The sequence below is a fragment of the Streptomyces sp. SAJ15 genome, assembly GCF_007595705.1.
In the GTDB taxonomy this organism is placed as follows: Bacteria; Actinomycetota; Actinomycetes; order Streptomycetales; family Streptomycetaceae; genus Streptomyces.
Genome location: NZ_NISY01000005.1, coordinates 473,904 through 486,980, shown reverse-complemented (window position 1 = coordinate 486,980; position 13,077 = coordinate 473,904). Strand labels below are relative to the sequence as shown.

The following is a 13,077-nucleotide window of genomic DNA, read 5'->3' as shown; positions in this document are numbered from 1 at the left end:
TCCCAGTAGACGACTGGGTTGATAGGCCGGATATGGAAGCCAGGTAACTGGTGGAGTTGACCGGTACTAATAGGCCGAGGGCTTGTCCTCGGTTGCTCGCGTCCACTGTGTTGGTTCTGAAGCCACAACCAGGTATGTCCGGTTGTTGTGTTTTATAGTGTTTCGGTGGTTATAGCGTTAGGGAAACGCCCGGTTACATACCGAACCCGGAAGCTAAGCCTTTCAGCGCCGATGGTACTGCAGGGGGGACCCTGTGGGAGAGTAGGACGCCGCCGAACAATCATTGGGGAAAGCCCCGCACCGTAAGGTGCGGGGCTTTTTCGCGTTCAGAGCGTCGGCGTTACGAATTCCTCACCGGAGCCCTCCCTCGCGGCTGGCGTCCTCAACCGCGATCCCAGACGGTCGCCTCCACGTTCACCTGCGAGGGGCCTGGCATGCTCGTCACCGTGAAGTAGCCCAGACGGCCGTTCTGGGTTCTGAGGCAGGCCATGGAACCCACCTGGACGGTCAGCGCGCGGCGCGCCAACTGGCCGCTCATCTCGGAGCACTGCTGGTATCTCGGCTGCTGTGGACCATCCCATGCCGCGATGGCGTTGGCGACGACTTCACCGGGGTGGCAGTCGCACTCGAGGCCGAGATCGCCGATCAGCGCCCGGGTGGGCGGCGCGTTGTCCAACCACCAGCCCATGGGCGCGCCGTTGCTGTAGAGGGACAGCGTGCCCTGCCAGCGCACCCGCACGGTCGGTGCGGTGGGCCCGGGCCGGGGCGGATCTTCGGGCGGGGGCGGGGACGGACTCGGCGTGGACGACGAGGGGGAGGGGGAGGGCGTCGGCACGTCAGAGGGCGACGTATCCGGGGCCGGGCTGGGTGGGGGTGACGGGGTGGGGGACGGTCGTGGCTCATCGGGGTCGGAGGGCTGCGACAGGGGCGTCGAGTGGTTTCCGGGCGTGCCGGTGGCCTGGTCCTTGCCATGGTCCACGACTCCGGCGTTCGGGAGATATCCCGCGTAGTGCGCCGACCCCAGCAAGAGGACGAAGACGCCGACACCGGCCGCGGCGCCCCGTACCTTCGGCGAGGCGAGGATCCTGGCCAGCCACGCCGCCCGCCTCCGTGGCGGTCGGCGCGTCGACGGCACCGGTGCGCCGGACGGCGGCGGCGCCGGGCGGTGGTGGTGGCGGAGGATGGCGACGGCGGCCGCGGCGGCGTGCGCCGCGGCACGAGGCTGGCGCTCGGCGTCGTCGTCGGCGCACTTGGTGCCATCGGCCCGGTCGCTGATCCCGCGGATGGTCAGGGCTTCCATTCCGCCGATCTGCGCGGCGTGGGCCATGCCGGCGCTTTCCATCTCGATCGCCACGACGTCGTTGTAGTGCTCGTGTAACCGCTCGCGCAGTAGAGAACGGGGCGAGTTGAGCACCACGTCTCCGGCGGCGATCGGCTTGAAGAACACCCGCGGTCGACCATGCACCCCCCTGGCGCGCGGCCGCTTGCGCCAGACCTTGCCCCGCAGGGCGTGCCGGGCCGTCTGCAGCAGAGCGTGGGAGCCGGACCACACCTCGGGCCGTGGCAGAAAACCGCCGGCGGCCATCTTGCCGCCGTGGAACGCGTCGACCCGTGTGGCCACCACGACATCGCCCAACGCCACGTCGTCCTTGAGCGCGCCGGCGACTCCGACGAACAGCAGGGCGTCGGGGGAGAAGAGCTGGCGCGCCTGCTCGGTGACCACGGCGGCGGAGCGGTTGCCCTCACCCGCCTCCACCAGGGCGACCCGCCACGATGTCCCGGCGAGTGTTCCCACTTCGAAGACCGTCCCCGTCTCATGACGAGCTTCTTCCACCTCGACCAGGTACTCCCGCACCGCCCGGTACTCCAGGCCCAGCGCGGTCAAGATCACAGCTGTACGGTTCGAGCCCACCAAGCCCGGCGCCCCCTCCGTGCACACCCCGGAGGGCGCCACCTCACCATGCCTCGCCTACCTGAGCACATGGCCCTCCCCCGGAGCAAGGGGTGTCGCACCGGGGCACGGTGGCGGTTCCAGACCGGCCTCGTCCCGGCCGAAGCCGAGGACCGCCGCCGGGAGCGCGGCATGGCCCTCGCGGGGCTGCGTGACTGGTGAGCGGCGCCCTTCCTTTAGAGTGCCTCCGTCCGCTACCCGCGCCCGCGGCCCCGGCCCGGCGGCGCGCGTGCCGCCCCTGCCCAGAGGCCCGACCGAGGAGCAACCGTGACCGACCTGGCGTCCATACCCCTCCAGCAGGAGATCGCTCGTGATCTCCAGGTGAGCGCGTCCTTCGACGCACAGCAGGAGATCGAGCGCCGGGTGGGCTTCCTCGCCGACCAGCTGATCTCCACGGGGCTGCGCTCGCTGGTGCTGGGCATCAGCGGCGGGGTGGACTCCACGACCGCGGGCCGGCTGTGCCAGCTCGCGGTCGAGCGGGTCCGCGCCACCGGGCGGGAGGCGACGTTCTTCGCGATGCGGCTGCCGTACGGCACCCAGGCCGACGAGAAGGACGCGCAGCTGGCGCTGGAGTTCATCCGGGCCGACCGGGTCCTGACCGTCGACGTGAAGCCCGCCAGCGACGCCGCGCTGGAGGCGGCCCTGGCCGGCGGCACGGTCTTCCGCGACGCGCACCACCAGGACTTCGTGCACGGCAACATCAAGGCCCGGCAGCGCATGATCGCGCAGTACGCGGTCGCGGGCGCGCACGAGGGCCTCGTGGTGGGCACCGACCACGCCGCCGAGGCGGTCTCCGGCTTCTTCACCAAGTTCGGCGACGGCGCGGCCGACGTGGTTCCGCTCACCGGCCTCACCAAGCGGCGGGTACGCGCCGTGTCGCGGGCCCTGGGGGCGCCGGTCACGCTGATCGAGAAGACTCCGACCGCGGACCTGGAGACGCTGGACCCGGGCAAGCCCGACGAGGACGCGCTCGGCGTCAGCTACGACGACATCGACGACTTCCTGGAGGGCAAGCCGGTCGACGAGGCCGCCTTCGCCGCCATCGTCCGCCGTTACCGGCTCACCGAGCACAAGCGACAGCTGCCGATCGCCCCCTGAGCCGGCCCGCCGAAGGCGGCCGTCAGCCCCGCCGGGCCGGCGGCCGCCCCAGCCCCGCCGGGCCGGCGGCCGCCCTTCCCTACGGCAGGTGCGCGAGCAGGGCGATCAGCCGGGGCGGCAGGTAGGCCGGGCGGTGGGCCCGCGCCACCTGGTAGGCGACGTAGCCGAGGGAGCCGGCCGTGCGCACCTCCTCGGCGTTCTCCCCCTGGAACACCACCCGGCAGTCGCCCGCCGCCTCCCTGGCCCGCTCCCACAGGACGGGCGCGGGCTTGCGCTCCGCCTCGGTCCGCGGGGTGAGGATCCGGTCGTCGAAGTCCGACCAGGCGAACGGGGCGGAGTCGGTCCACTCCTCGTCGACGACCTTCCGCAGCGCGGCGGCGCGTTCCGCGTCGGTGGAGCCCCAGGAGGACGGGACGTTGGTGATGAGGCCGACGGGGATGTGCCGGGCGCGCAGCGCGCGCAGGTGCTCGGCGGCTCCCGGCGCGTACCGCATGCTCCCGTCCGCGGCCGAGTGCACCAGTGTCTCGCCGAGGTCGAAGTAGGCCACCACACACCCGCCGCCGCGAGCCTGCCGCGCCCCCTCGTCCGGCCCGCTCTCGGCGGCCCCCGCGGCCGCGGCCGGCACGGTCACGGCCGTCACCGCGCCGAGGGTGAGCAGCAGCCGGATGAGCCTCCGAGCGGATGTCCTCTTCGTGAGCACGTTCATGAGTACGCCCTTCCCTGGGAGAGAGACAACTCGCATAGGCGCGACGCGAGTTGACAGGGCAGCATCATGGGCAACACATAGGGGACGAGGCAAAGGGGGACGCATGAGTACGGGGGCGGGCGCCGCGGACGGGTTCACGTCGGCGGCGGACGAGGCGGCGCGCAGGGCGACCGTGGGCACGGGGTCGGGGTTCTGCCACGCGCTGGGCATGGCGATCCTGATGGTCGCCGAGTGGGTGCGGGCCGATCTCGACGGGGCGAGCGCGGCGTCGCTGGCCTCGAGGAGCTATCTGAAGGACATGGCGGACCGGGCCCGGGCGCTGGCGGAGACGGGCTGGTACCGGGACGTCTCCGAGCTGTTCGAGGCCATCTCCTTCGACCAGCCGCGGGCCGCCCTGTGGGCGGCCGTCTTCATGGCCCTGGTCGTGCGGCTCAACCGGAACGGCCCGCACCAGGTGCAGAGGGTGATCTCCGTCGCCGCCGCCGTGTACTGCGTGGTGGGCGCCGTGGCCCTGCTCCCGTACACCGCCGCGCCCGGCGAGTTCGTGTTCCTGCTGCTGCTCGCGTTCTGCGGGGGGATCGTCCGCGCGGCGACGCGCTGAGCGGGCGGGCGGTCCGTCGGTCGCGCTGCCGCCCTCTGCCGCGCTGCCGCTTTCGGCCGCGCTGCGTCGCCGGCCGCCCGGCGCCGGGTCCGTCAGCCGTGGTCAGCCCCGGTAGACCATCGTGCACAGCAGGGTTCTGCCGCCGTTCACCATCCAGTACCAGTAGTACGTCTGATCGCCCTGGGCGCGGGCGCAGCTGGTGGAGGACGGGTGGGACGGGGCCCGGTAGACGCCGGTGATGTGCAGGATCTGGTTGTACTTCGACGGGACCTTGTCGGCGTCGCAGTCCACCGCGGTCATCAGCCCCGCGTTCATCCGCGCGGCGGAGCCGCTGCCCGACTGTTCCGCCAGCAGGCAGTAGCCCACCTGGAACTGACGGTTGAGGCAGAGCGCGGTGGTGCTTCCCCCGGACGTGTACGACCAGTAGCTCTGCCCCGCTCCGCCGGGGCAGGACGCCGCGCTGGAGCGTACGGCGGTGACGAAGACCGTGGCGTTGCCCGAGCCGCACCCCACCCGGTAGGGGCTGCGGGTGCTCCACTCGCCGTGACCGGTGTCGTACACGGCGAGGCAGTCGCCGGGCCGCACCGCGCGGAACGCCTCGGCTGTCGGGTCAGGGGCGCGGGTGGGCGCGGACGGCTCCCGGGTACGGACCGCACCGCCGCCGGTCGCTCCGCCCGTCCCACCGCCCGAGCCGCCCGAGCCGCCCCCCGTGGGATCCGTCCACCCGCCGGAGGAGGAGCCGGAGCCGCCGGCGGTGGCCCCCGGAGTCGGAAGGCCGGGCAGGCTCGGCGGCTGGGGCAGGTCCGGCAGGTTCGGGAGGTTCGGCAGACCGGGCGTGGCGGTGGGCGTTCTGCCCGCTCCCGTGAGGCCCGTCTTGCCGTCCTTGTCCTCCACCACCTGCGGCAGGATCAGAACGGCGAAGACCGCTAACGCGGCCACCAGGGCCAGGATGCCGCGCTGTCGCGCCTGCGATGTGCTGTCGTCCACGATTCCCCCGTGCGAACTTCCGTACTCCCGTGCGTACTTGGCCTCTCAACGATCCCATGGACCTACCGTGGTGTGACGCCCGTGGCGTTCACTTTCTCCCGGGCGCCGGGACCCCGGGCGCCGGGACCTCGGGCGCCGGGACCTCGGGCGCCGAAATCCGGGGTACCGCTCCCCCGTACGCGGCTACCCGGCTCGCGGCTCCCGCGTACGCGGCCGGAAAGCGTCCCTCGCGCCGCCCCGCCCGTGCTTCGGACGCTCTCCGTCACCGACCGTGTGCTGTGCGGTGAGGACGGGTGGCGGCGACGCGCCTCGGAGGGAACACGACCGGGATAATGGTTAACGACCCGCGAGGGGGGCCGGAAGCCGTGGGGGAGCGGGGGGTGAAAGGGGGCGTCTCGTGCCGTCGGATCGGCCGGGGGGCGGGAGGCTGCACGGCCCCTTCTGGTCTGAGCCGGGCACTCTGCTCCAGCACGTACCGGTGGCCGTCTTCGGCTTCGACGACGTGGACCGGATCTGTTTCTGGGGCCCCGGCGCGCGGGAGCTCTTCGGTTACGAACCCGCCGAGGTCCTGTCCCAGCCGGGGGCCGTGCTCTTCGCCGACGCGTCCGGGGACGCCTCTCCGTCGTGCGCCTGGATGCTGGAGCAGGGCCGTGCCGAGGGGTACTGGCGGGGTCGGCTGAGGGCGCGGGACCGGGCGGGCGCGACCTTCGACTGCGGCTTCCGGGTCTTCACGGTGTCCGGGGTCGAGGGGCACTCGGCGGTGATGGGTCTGGCGAGCCGCAGCGACGAGCTCGATCGGGTCAAGACCAATCTGGCCTTCCTCGACGCCCTCTTCGAGACCTGCCCCATCGGGCTGGTCATGCTCGACCCGGAACTCCGGTACATCCATCTCAACCAGGCCCTGGCGGACATGGACGGGCTGCCCGTGGAGGCGCATCTCGGGCGGCGCATGGACGAGATCATGGTGATGTCGGACGGCGGCGAGTACCAGCGCATGCTCCGCGCCGTCGCCGCCGGTGGCGAGCCCGTCGTGGGGGCGCTGGTGGGGCTGCGTACCCGGGGGTATCCGGACCGTGACCAGGTGCGGTCGGTCAGCTTCTTCCCACTCAGCCAGGCGCTCGACTCGCGGCCCGGGGTGGGTGGGCTGATGGTGGACGTCACCGACCGGGAGCGGGCCATTCTGGAGGCCACCGCCAGCCGCCAGCGGCTGGCCCTGCTGGACCGCGCCGCCGCCCGGATCGGCACCACGTTGAATGTGAACCTCACGGCCCGGGAGCTGGTCGAGACGGCGATGCCGGACTTCTGCGACGGCTCGGTGGTGGAGCTCGTGGAGTGGGCGGACGAGTCCGAGCTGTTCGACCCGGCCCTGCCGCTGGTCACCCGCCGGATCGCGTCCGGGACCATCCTCCCGCCTCCCGCCATCGAACTCGTCAGCGGAAGGGAGACGGTGACCTACCCGCCGGGCTCGGTCGTCCACGACGTGCTCCGAACCGGCCGCCCGATCGCCGCCGAGGTGGACGCGGAGCTGGTGCGCCGGACCGTCCTGATCGAGTCGCGCGCACGGCTGCTGGCCGAGAGCCGGGTGGCCTGGATCCTCTTCGCGCCGCTCATCGCCAGGGGCACGGTGCAGGGGCTCGCCATGTTCGGACGGTCCGCGGCCCGCCAGCCGTTCACCCGGGACGATCTCAGCCTCGCCGGCGAGCTCGCCTCCCGCGCCGCGATCTGCCTGGACAACGCACGCCTGTACAGCCGTGTGCAGAACATCGCGCTGACCCTCCAACGCGCCCTGCTGCCCAGCGCGCTCGACACCGGACCGTATGTGGAGATGGCCCACCGGTACATCCCCGGCGGCCGGATCACCGAGGTCGGCGGCGACTGGTACGACGCGATCGTGCTGCCCGGCGAACGGGTCGCCCTGGTGGTGGGCGACGTCATGGGACACGGTGTGCCGGCCGCCGCCGCCATGGGGCGGCTCAGGATCACCGCCAAGACCCTGGCCAGGCGCGACCTCGACCCCACGGAGCTGCTGACGGAGCTCGACGCGTGCACCCTGGAGGCCGGCATCGAGCTCGCCACCTGCCTCTACATCGTGTACGACCCGACCACCGGCCGCGCCCGCATCGCCAGTGCCGGGCACCCGCCACCCCTGGTGCTGCGTCCGGACGGCGCAATCGAGACGGTCGACGACGTCCTGGGCGTCCCCCTCGGCGTCGGCGGCTGCCCCTTCGGCGTAACGGAGATCGAAATCCCCGAGAACGCGACCCTGGCCCTCTACACCGACGGCCTCATCGAGGCACGAGGTCGGGACGTCGAAGCCGGCCTGAGCGCGTTGCGCGCCGAACTCGGCCGGGCGTCCGGCCCCTTGGAGGCGATGACGGACCACATCATCACGCGTCTGCTGCCCGACCAGCCCGCCGACGACACCGTTCTGGTCCTCGCGCGGGTCGGGCGGCGACAGCGGAGGTCGTCCGTGCCCCGCTGAGCGTGCGGCGTTTCGCCTACGAGGTCTCGACGGCCTTGAAGTAGGCGAACTCCCTACCGGCGGGAAGGTCGACGCCGTGTCCCTCCAGCCACGCCCTCCCCTTCGCGGGGTAGGTCGGGTACTTCCCGTCCGCTTCGAGCAGGAAGCCGGGGTACCAGTTGGACAGACGCCAGACGGTGGCGCACTCGCTCTTCCTGGCCAGCCTGATCCCGTTGTCGACGGCGCACCATGTGTCGTATCCGCTCCGGTGGGAGCGTGTCGAGGTGACGGTGTAGCCGTCGCCCTTCTTGGTGAAGACCACGGCGGTTCCCCGCCTGTCGCCCGAGTCGGCGAGCAGGGTGTAGTCCTCGTCAGCGCGGGCCGCGAAGTCGACGCCCCGGCCGGTCCGGGTCTCGACCAGGTGGTACGGGACGCCGGGGACGATGGCGTCCGCGAGGGTCCGGCCGGTCGGGGAGACGGCCGGCGTGGGCTGTTCGACGGCCCGCGTGTGCTGGCTCGCGGAGGTGGGTTGGGCGATGGCTGCCGGTGCGGAAAGGGCGGCCAACGCGGCGCAGCCGGCGGCGGTGAGCAACCCATGGCGGATCGAGCGCATCCCTTGGCCTTTCTCGTCGGGTTCCGAAGGTCGTCGCGGCCGCGAGGTGGTTCGGTTCCGTGTGACGGACGGAGCCGCCCCACCGCGGTCGGTGCCCCGGGGCCCGGCCGGCCGACCGCTAGCGCGAGACTAGGAACCGTCAGCGCGCGCCACAAGCACCGCCTTTCGGACATCCGTGTCCGCTGTGCGGTGCGAGCCGAAGGGAGGGGAGGCCATGGGCCTGTCGTTCGAGCCGCCACCGGCGTACGACCTGGGGCCGGGCGCGGACCTCGGCATGTGGCTGAGGGAGTGGGGCGAGTACGCGGACCGGATCGTCCACCTCGGACCGGACGACGGCCGCGGCCACGGGCAGCTGTGCTGGGACGTCCTGGCGCCCACCGGGTTGCTCGCGCCGCACCGCGGCCACCGCCGTCATGGACACGGTGCCCCGCGCGGCCCCGAGCAGATGGAGTCCGCCCTGGACCGGCGGATCCCGCCGCACGAGGTGGCACCCTGGACGGCCGCCACGCTGATCCGGAACCTCGTCCATGCGAAGGGAGGCGACGGACCGATGCGCCCCGTGGCCGACGCCATCGGCGAGGGGCTGGCGGCCATGCTCGGGACGCACGCCGACTGGCGCGCCAACGGCTACGCCGCGTACCGCGAGGGCCGACACGGCAACGTCTCCTGGAAGCCGGTCACCGAGGCGACGTTCGACGCCGCCGTGGTCGGCATCGGCAACGGCCATGCCGTCGTCATCGTCGCCACCGGAGAGGACTGAGCGCGTCCTCCGCCGTCCCGACTGACGGGGGCGTGATACGAGGCGTCCGTACACTGTCCGGCAACGGAATCGAACGTGTGGGGGGCTGCTCGATGGTCAGGTACGAGGGTGTGGGCGGCTGGATCGAGCTCGGTCCGGCGTCGCTCACGGTCTGTCGGACGGACCGTAGGCCGGAACCCCTCCCGCCGCGCGTGCTGCCGCTCCAGGCGTTATCCGACGTCGAGTTCAAGGACGCGACCCGGCTGCGGCGCGGACACCTTCAGCTGTGCTTCGGCGGGCGCGCCCTGGTCCCGGCGGGCTCCGACGAGGACCCCGACACGATCGGCTTCGGCCACGGGCAGCGGGAGGCGTTCCGTGGCCTCGCTGAGCACCTCCGTCATGTCGTGGCCACGAACGAGGCCCAGGGCGTCGACGTGGCGGCCGCCTACGAGGCCGCGGCCGATCCCCTGCTGGCCTGGCTGACCCGGCAGGGTGTCGCCCGGGCACGGGCCGAGGAGGAGCGGGCCGTACGCGCGCACGCCGCGGAACAGCGGCACATCGCCCGACTCGCGCAGAAGCTCGGTCCGGAGGCGGCCGCCCGTGAGGACATCATGGCCGCCGCCCTCGCCTCGGCCACGGGCGACCGCTGCTGGTACGTCCTCAAGCGGCTGCCCGGCCTCCTCCTCGGTGGCGAGCAGCTCTTCGTCGTGGCGGAGTGCTTCGTCGGCAGCGACCTGGGCACGGTCCTCCTCACCAACCAGCGGCTCCTGTTCGTCAGGACCAGGTTCTCCGGAGAGGATCTGTTCGTCCTCCACCTCGCCGAGATCAGGATGGCGGCCGGCAGCCAGAAGCTCACCCACGGCGTGCTGCGGGTCGAGACCATGAGGGGTCTCGTCCTGGAATTCGAGCGCCTCAAGGAGGAGGACCTGGCACGGCTCGACGAGGCGCTGCGGCTGGCCGTGGGCTCACTCGGACGGACCGCGACGGCCCCGCCGACCGCGCCCCCGTCTCCGGCCCCCTCCCCGTCCCCCGCTCCGGCTGCGGGCGTCCTCGACCAGATAGCCAGGCTCGGTGAGCTGCACGCGGCCGGGGTCCTCACCACCGCCGAGTTCGAGCAGAAGAAACGAGAGTTGCTCGACCGGCTGTGACAGGCACCCGGCACCCGGCACCCGGCACCCGGCGCCCGGCGTCCGAGCCGTGGCCCGGGGCCGAGCCGTGGCCCGGGGCCCAGGTCCGGGAATCCGGTGGTCGGTGTCTGGCGCCCGGCGCCCGGTGTCTGGCGCCCGGTGTCCGGAGCCCCGTGTCCGGCGCCGGAGCCTTGAGGATTCCGGGGGTGTCGGCGCCGCGGTGTCCGACCCGCTGCCGGGGACGACGACCGTGGTCCGCGAGGCCGTGCCGACGCCGTGGCGCGGCCGGGGCGCCCGTGGGCCGGACGGCCCCCGTCGGTCGGGGCAGACGCCACGCTCCGGGCGTATCGTCCTGGTATGAGGGCCTGCGCCGCCCGGCCAGGGTCACGGTTCCGCGCTCCTCGGCCGCGGTCGGTCGCCATGCCACGGTCGGTGTCCCGCGATGCCCGGCCGCGGCCGCGGCCCGGGACCGGCGGGGCGCGCCCGCGGTCGGAGAGCCGCGATGTCCGGCCGTGGTGAGAGCCCCGAAGGCGTCGAGTCGCTGGACGAGGTCCTGGCCGACACCGTGCGGCGCACCGGTGCCTCCGCGGGCCGCGTCTACCTCCTGGACGAGGCGACGCGGACGCTGGGCCTCGCGGTGGTCTGCGGGGTGCCGCTGGAGCTGGGGTGGCCGTGGCGCCGGATGCCGCTGAACGCGCCGGCCCCGGTCACCGACGCGGTCCGCGAGGGCCGTCTGGTGTGGGTGGCCTCCCAGGAGGAGCTGACGCGGATCTACCCACGCGCCGCCGCGAGCCTGCCGTACCGCTTCGCGCTCGCCGCCGCGCCCCTGCTCGGCCGGTCCCGTAGCTGGGGCACCATGCTCCTGCTGTGGCCCGCCAGCCACCCGGAGAGCGCCACTCGCCGCGAGCTGGGCCACATCACCGCCGCCGCCCGACGTATCGCCCGCGTCCTGGACGAGGCCGCCGCTCCGCCCGTCGTGCCCGACGAGCCCCGGTTCGTCCCGGTCGCCGGGTCCGACGCGGGTGGCGGCCAGCCCTCGCAGGCCGCCGCGGACTACGCCGAGCGCCTGCCGGAAGGGGGACTGGCCCTGGACCTGGAGGGCCGGATCACCTTCCTGACCGCCACGGCCGCGGCGCTGCTCGACCGCGATGCGAGCCAGCTGCTGGGCACCCGGCCCTGGCAGTCCCTGCCCTGGCTGGACGACCCCGTCGTGGAGGACCACTACCGCACCGCCGTGATCAGTCGCGACCCGGTGGCCTTCGTCGCCCTGCGCCCACCGGACAGCTGGTTGCACTTCGAGCTCTACCCGGACGCCAGCGGCATCAGCGCCCGTATCAGCCGCGCCCCGGCGGCCGGCCGCGAACGGTCCCGGCCGGCCGGGGAGCGGGAACCCGGCGACCCGAGCCCCACCCGCGCCGCCCAGGCCGGACGGCTCTTCCAACTGGTGCACCTGGCGGCCGCGCTGACCGAGACCGTCGCCGTCCGCGACGTCGTCGAGCTGGTCGCCGACCAGGTCCTGCCCGCGTTCGGCGCCGACGGCCTGGTGCTGTCCGCCGCCGACGCCGGCCGGCTGAAGATCACCGGTCACCACGGCTACGACCAGCAGGTCATCGACCGCCTCGACGGCCTGCCCCTGGACACCGACCTCACCCCCGCCGGGCAGGTGCTGGCCAGCGGTGTCCCGTCCTTCTTCGCCAGCCCCGAGGAGATGGCCCGCCGCTATCCGCGGGCCCCGCAGATCAGCGACAAGCAGGCGTGGGCGTTCCTGCCGCTGCTCATCCACGGCCGCCCCGTCGGCTGCTGCATCCTCTCCTACGACCACCCGCGCACCTTCACCGCCGACGAACGCGCCGTCCTCACCTCCCTGGCCGGCCTGGTCGCCCAGGCCTTGGACCGCGCCCGCCTCTACGACGCCGCACACGACCTCGCCCACGGCCTCCAGCAGGCCCTCCTCCCGCACAGCCTGCCGACCGTGCCGGGGCTGCGGATCGCCGCCCGGTACCTGCCGGCCAGTCACGGCATGGACATCGGCGGCGACTTCTACGACGTCATCCGACTCGACGCCACCACCGTCGCGGCCGTCATCGGCGACGTCCAGGGGCACAACGTCGCCGCCGCCGCGCTCATGGGCCAGGTCCGCACCGCCATCCACGCCACCGCCGGCGCCTCACCCGACCAGGTCCTCGCCAGCACCAACCGCGTCCTGGCCGACCTGGAGACCGACCTGCTCGCCTCCTGCCTCTACGTCCACCTCGACCTCACCCGCCAGCAGGCCACCCTGGCCAGCGCGGGCCATCCCCCACCGTTTCTGCACCGCCCCGGCCGGCCGGCCGAGGTGCTGGCGCTCGACCCCGGGCCCCTGCTCGGCGTCGACATCGACATCTCCTATCCCGTCACCGGTCTGACTCTCACGCGCGGAATGACCCTCGCTCTCTACACCGACGGACTGATCGAGGTGCCGGGCGCCGACTCCGGCCAGATCGCCACCGGCCTCGCCCACCAACTCGGCGACCACAGCGACCAGGACCTCGACGGTCTCATCGACCGCCTCATCCACCGCACCTGGCCCGGCGGTCGGTACACCGACGACATCGCCATGCTGCTGCTGCGGACCGGGCCGCCGTCGACCGCCGCCGCCTCGCGCCCCGGAGACTGACAACCCGTCAATCGCCTGACGGCAAACCGCAGGTCACATGGCTGGCGCCGCTCTCCCGGCAGGTCGGATCGCGGCATGTCGGATGCGTCGGGCGGGGTTCGTGGGCCCTCGTCGCGTCGCCGTGGACCGGTGGACTCC

11 protein-coding genes and 2 rRNA genes are annotated in these 13,077 nt (G+C 73.0%); 9 read left to right on the top strand and 4 right to left on the bottom strand.

The features are described from left to right. Both CD790_RS17135 and rrf read left to right on the top strand, forming a co-directional pair. Positions 1–90, top strand: a 23S ribosomal RNA gene (locus tag CD790_RS17135); the annotation flags it as partial. A gap of 71 nt (positions 91–161) precedes the next feature. After that, positions 162–278 (top strand): 5S ribosomal RNA (gene rrf, locus CD790_RS17130). A 104-nt stretch (positions 279–382) separates the two neighbouring features. Here the strand turns inward: rrf and CD790_RS17125 are convergent. Then, positions 383–1,891 (bottom strand): 5'-methylthioadenosine/S-adenosylhomocysteine nucleosidase, encoded by a 1,509-nt coding sequence (locus CD790_RS17125; RefSeq protein WP_186319065.1) that lies wholly within the window; start codon positions 1,889–1,891, stop codon positions 383–385. A 90-nt stretch (positions 1,892–1,981) separates the two neighbouring features. Between CD790_RS17125 and CD790_RS35830 the strand changes: the two genes are divergently transcribed. Next, a complete protein-coding gene (locus CD790_RS35830; RefSeq protein ID WP_260867641.1) occupies positions 1,982–2,113 on the top strand; it encodes a hypothetical protein in 132 nt (43 codons plus the stop codon). A gap of 105 nt (positions 2,114–2,218) precedes the next feature. Next, on the top strand, positions 2,219–3,049 hold the full coding sequence (gene nadE, locus CD790_RS17120) for an ammonia-dependent NAD(+) synthetase (protein WP_144384089.1): 831 nt from the start codon (positions 2,219–2,221) through the stop codon (positions 3,047–3,049). Between the two features lie 79 nt (positions 3,050–3,128). On the opposite strand, the gene CD790_RS17115 is transcribed toward nadE, so the two are convergent. Then, positions 3,129–3,755 carry a hypothetical protein gene (locus tag CD790_RS17115; RefSeq protein ID WP_260867640.1) on the bottom strand — a complete coding sequence of 209 codons (627 nt, stop codon included), beginning with the start codon at positions 3,753–3,755 and terminating at the stop codon, positions 3,129–3,131. A 103-nt stretch (positions 3,756–3,858) separates the two neighbouring features. Between CD790_RS17115 and CD790_RS17110 the strand changes: the two genes are divergently transcribed. Then, a complete protein-coding gene (locus CD790_RS17110) occupies positions 3,859–4,356 on the top strand; it encodes a hypothetical protein (protein ID WP_144384088.1) in 498 nt (165 codons plus the stop codon). 102 nt (positions 4,357–4,458) lie between these two features. Here CD790_RS17110 and CD790_RS17105 read toward each other — a convergent pair whose 3' ends face one another. After that, on the bottom strand, positions 4,459–5,343 hold the full coding sequence (locus CD790_RS17105) for a hypothetical protein (protein WP_144384087.1): 885 nt from the start codon (positions 5,341–5,343) through the stop codon (positions 4,459–4,461). A 397-nt stretch (positions 5,344–5,740) separates the two neighbouring features. Between CD790_RS17105 and CD790_RS17100 the strand changes: the two genes are divergently transcribed. After that, a complete protein-coding gene (locus CD790_RS17100) occupies positions 5,741–7,825 on the top strand; it encodes a SpoIIE family protein phosphatase (protein ID WP_144384086.1) in 2,085 nt (694 codons plus the stop codon). Between the two features lie 16 nt (positions 7,826–7,841). Here CD790_RS17100 and CD790_RS34650 read toward each other — a convergent pair whose 3' ends face one another. Beyond that, on the bottom strand, positions 7,842–8,417 hold the full coding sequence (locus tag CD790_RS34650) for a hypothetical protein (RefSeq protein ID WP_186319064.1): 576 nt from the start codon (positions 8,415–8,417) through the stop codon (positions 7,842–7,844). A 214-nt stretch (positions 8,418–8,631) separates the two neighbouring features. On the opposite strand from CD790_RS34650, the gene CD790_RS17090 reads away from it, so the two are divergent. The 3 genes from CD790_RS17090 to CD790_RS17080 all read left to right on the top strand — a co-directional run bounded on the left by CD790_RS17090 (position 8,632) and on the right by CD790_RS17080 (position 12,939). Then, positions 8,632–9,177: a hypothetical protein gene (locus CD790_RS17090; protein WP_144384085.1), complete on the top strand. Its 546-nt coding sequence runs from the start codon at positions 8,632–8,634 to the stop codon at positions 9,175–9,177. Positions 9,178–9,269: 92 nt separating this feature from the next. Next, positions 9,270–10,304 (top strand): SHOCT domain-containing protein, encoded by a 1,035-nt coding sequence (locus tag CD790_RS17085; protein ID WP_144384084.1) that lies wholly within the window; start codon positions 9,270–9,272, stop codon positions 10,302–10,304. A gap of 481 nt (positions 10,305–10,785) precedes the next feature. Continuing rightward, on the top strand, positions 10,786–12,939 hold the full coding sequence (locus tag CD790_RS17080) for a SpoIIE family protein phosphatase (RefSeq protein WP_144384083.1): 2,154 nt from the start codon (positions 10,786–10,788) through the stop codon (positions 12,937–12,939). Positions 12,940–13,077 lie beyond the last annotated feature (138 nt).

What these genes read in the sequence shown, in the direction of transcription:
- CD790_RS35830 (WP_260867641.1), top strand. Translation starts at nt 1,982, where the DNA reads ATGGCCCTCCCCCGGAGCAAGGGGTGTCGCACCGGGGCACGGTGGCGG.
- CD790_RS17115 (WP_260867640.1), bottom strand. Translation starts at nt 3,755, where the DNA reads ATGAACGTGCTCACGAAGAGGACATCCGCTCGGAGGCTCATCCGGCTG.
- CD790_RS17110 (WP_144384088.1), top strand. Translation starts at nt 3,859, where the DNA reads ATGAGTACGGGGGCGGGCGCCGCGGACGGGTTCACGTCGGCGGCGGAC.
- CD790_RS34650 (WP_186319064.1), bottom strand. Translation starts at nt 8,417, where the DNA reads ATGCGCTCGATCCGCCATGGGTTGCTCACCGCCGCCGGCTGCGCCGCG.
- CD790_RS17090 (WP_144384085.1), top strand. Translation starts at nt 8,632, where the DNA reads ATGGGCCTGTCGTTCGAGCCGCCACCGGCGTACGACCTGGGGCCGGGC.
- CD790_RS17085 (WP_144384084.1), top strand. Translation starts at nt 9,270, where the DNA reads ATGGTCAGGTACGAGGGTGTGGGCGGCTGGATCGAGCTCGGTCCGGCG.
- CD790_RS17080 (WP_144384083.1), top strand. Translation starts at nt 10,786, where the DNA reads ATGTCCGGCCGTGGTGAGAGCCCCGAAGGCGTCGAGTCGCTGGACGAG.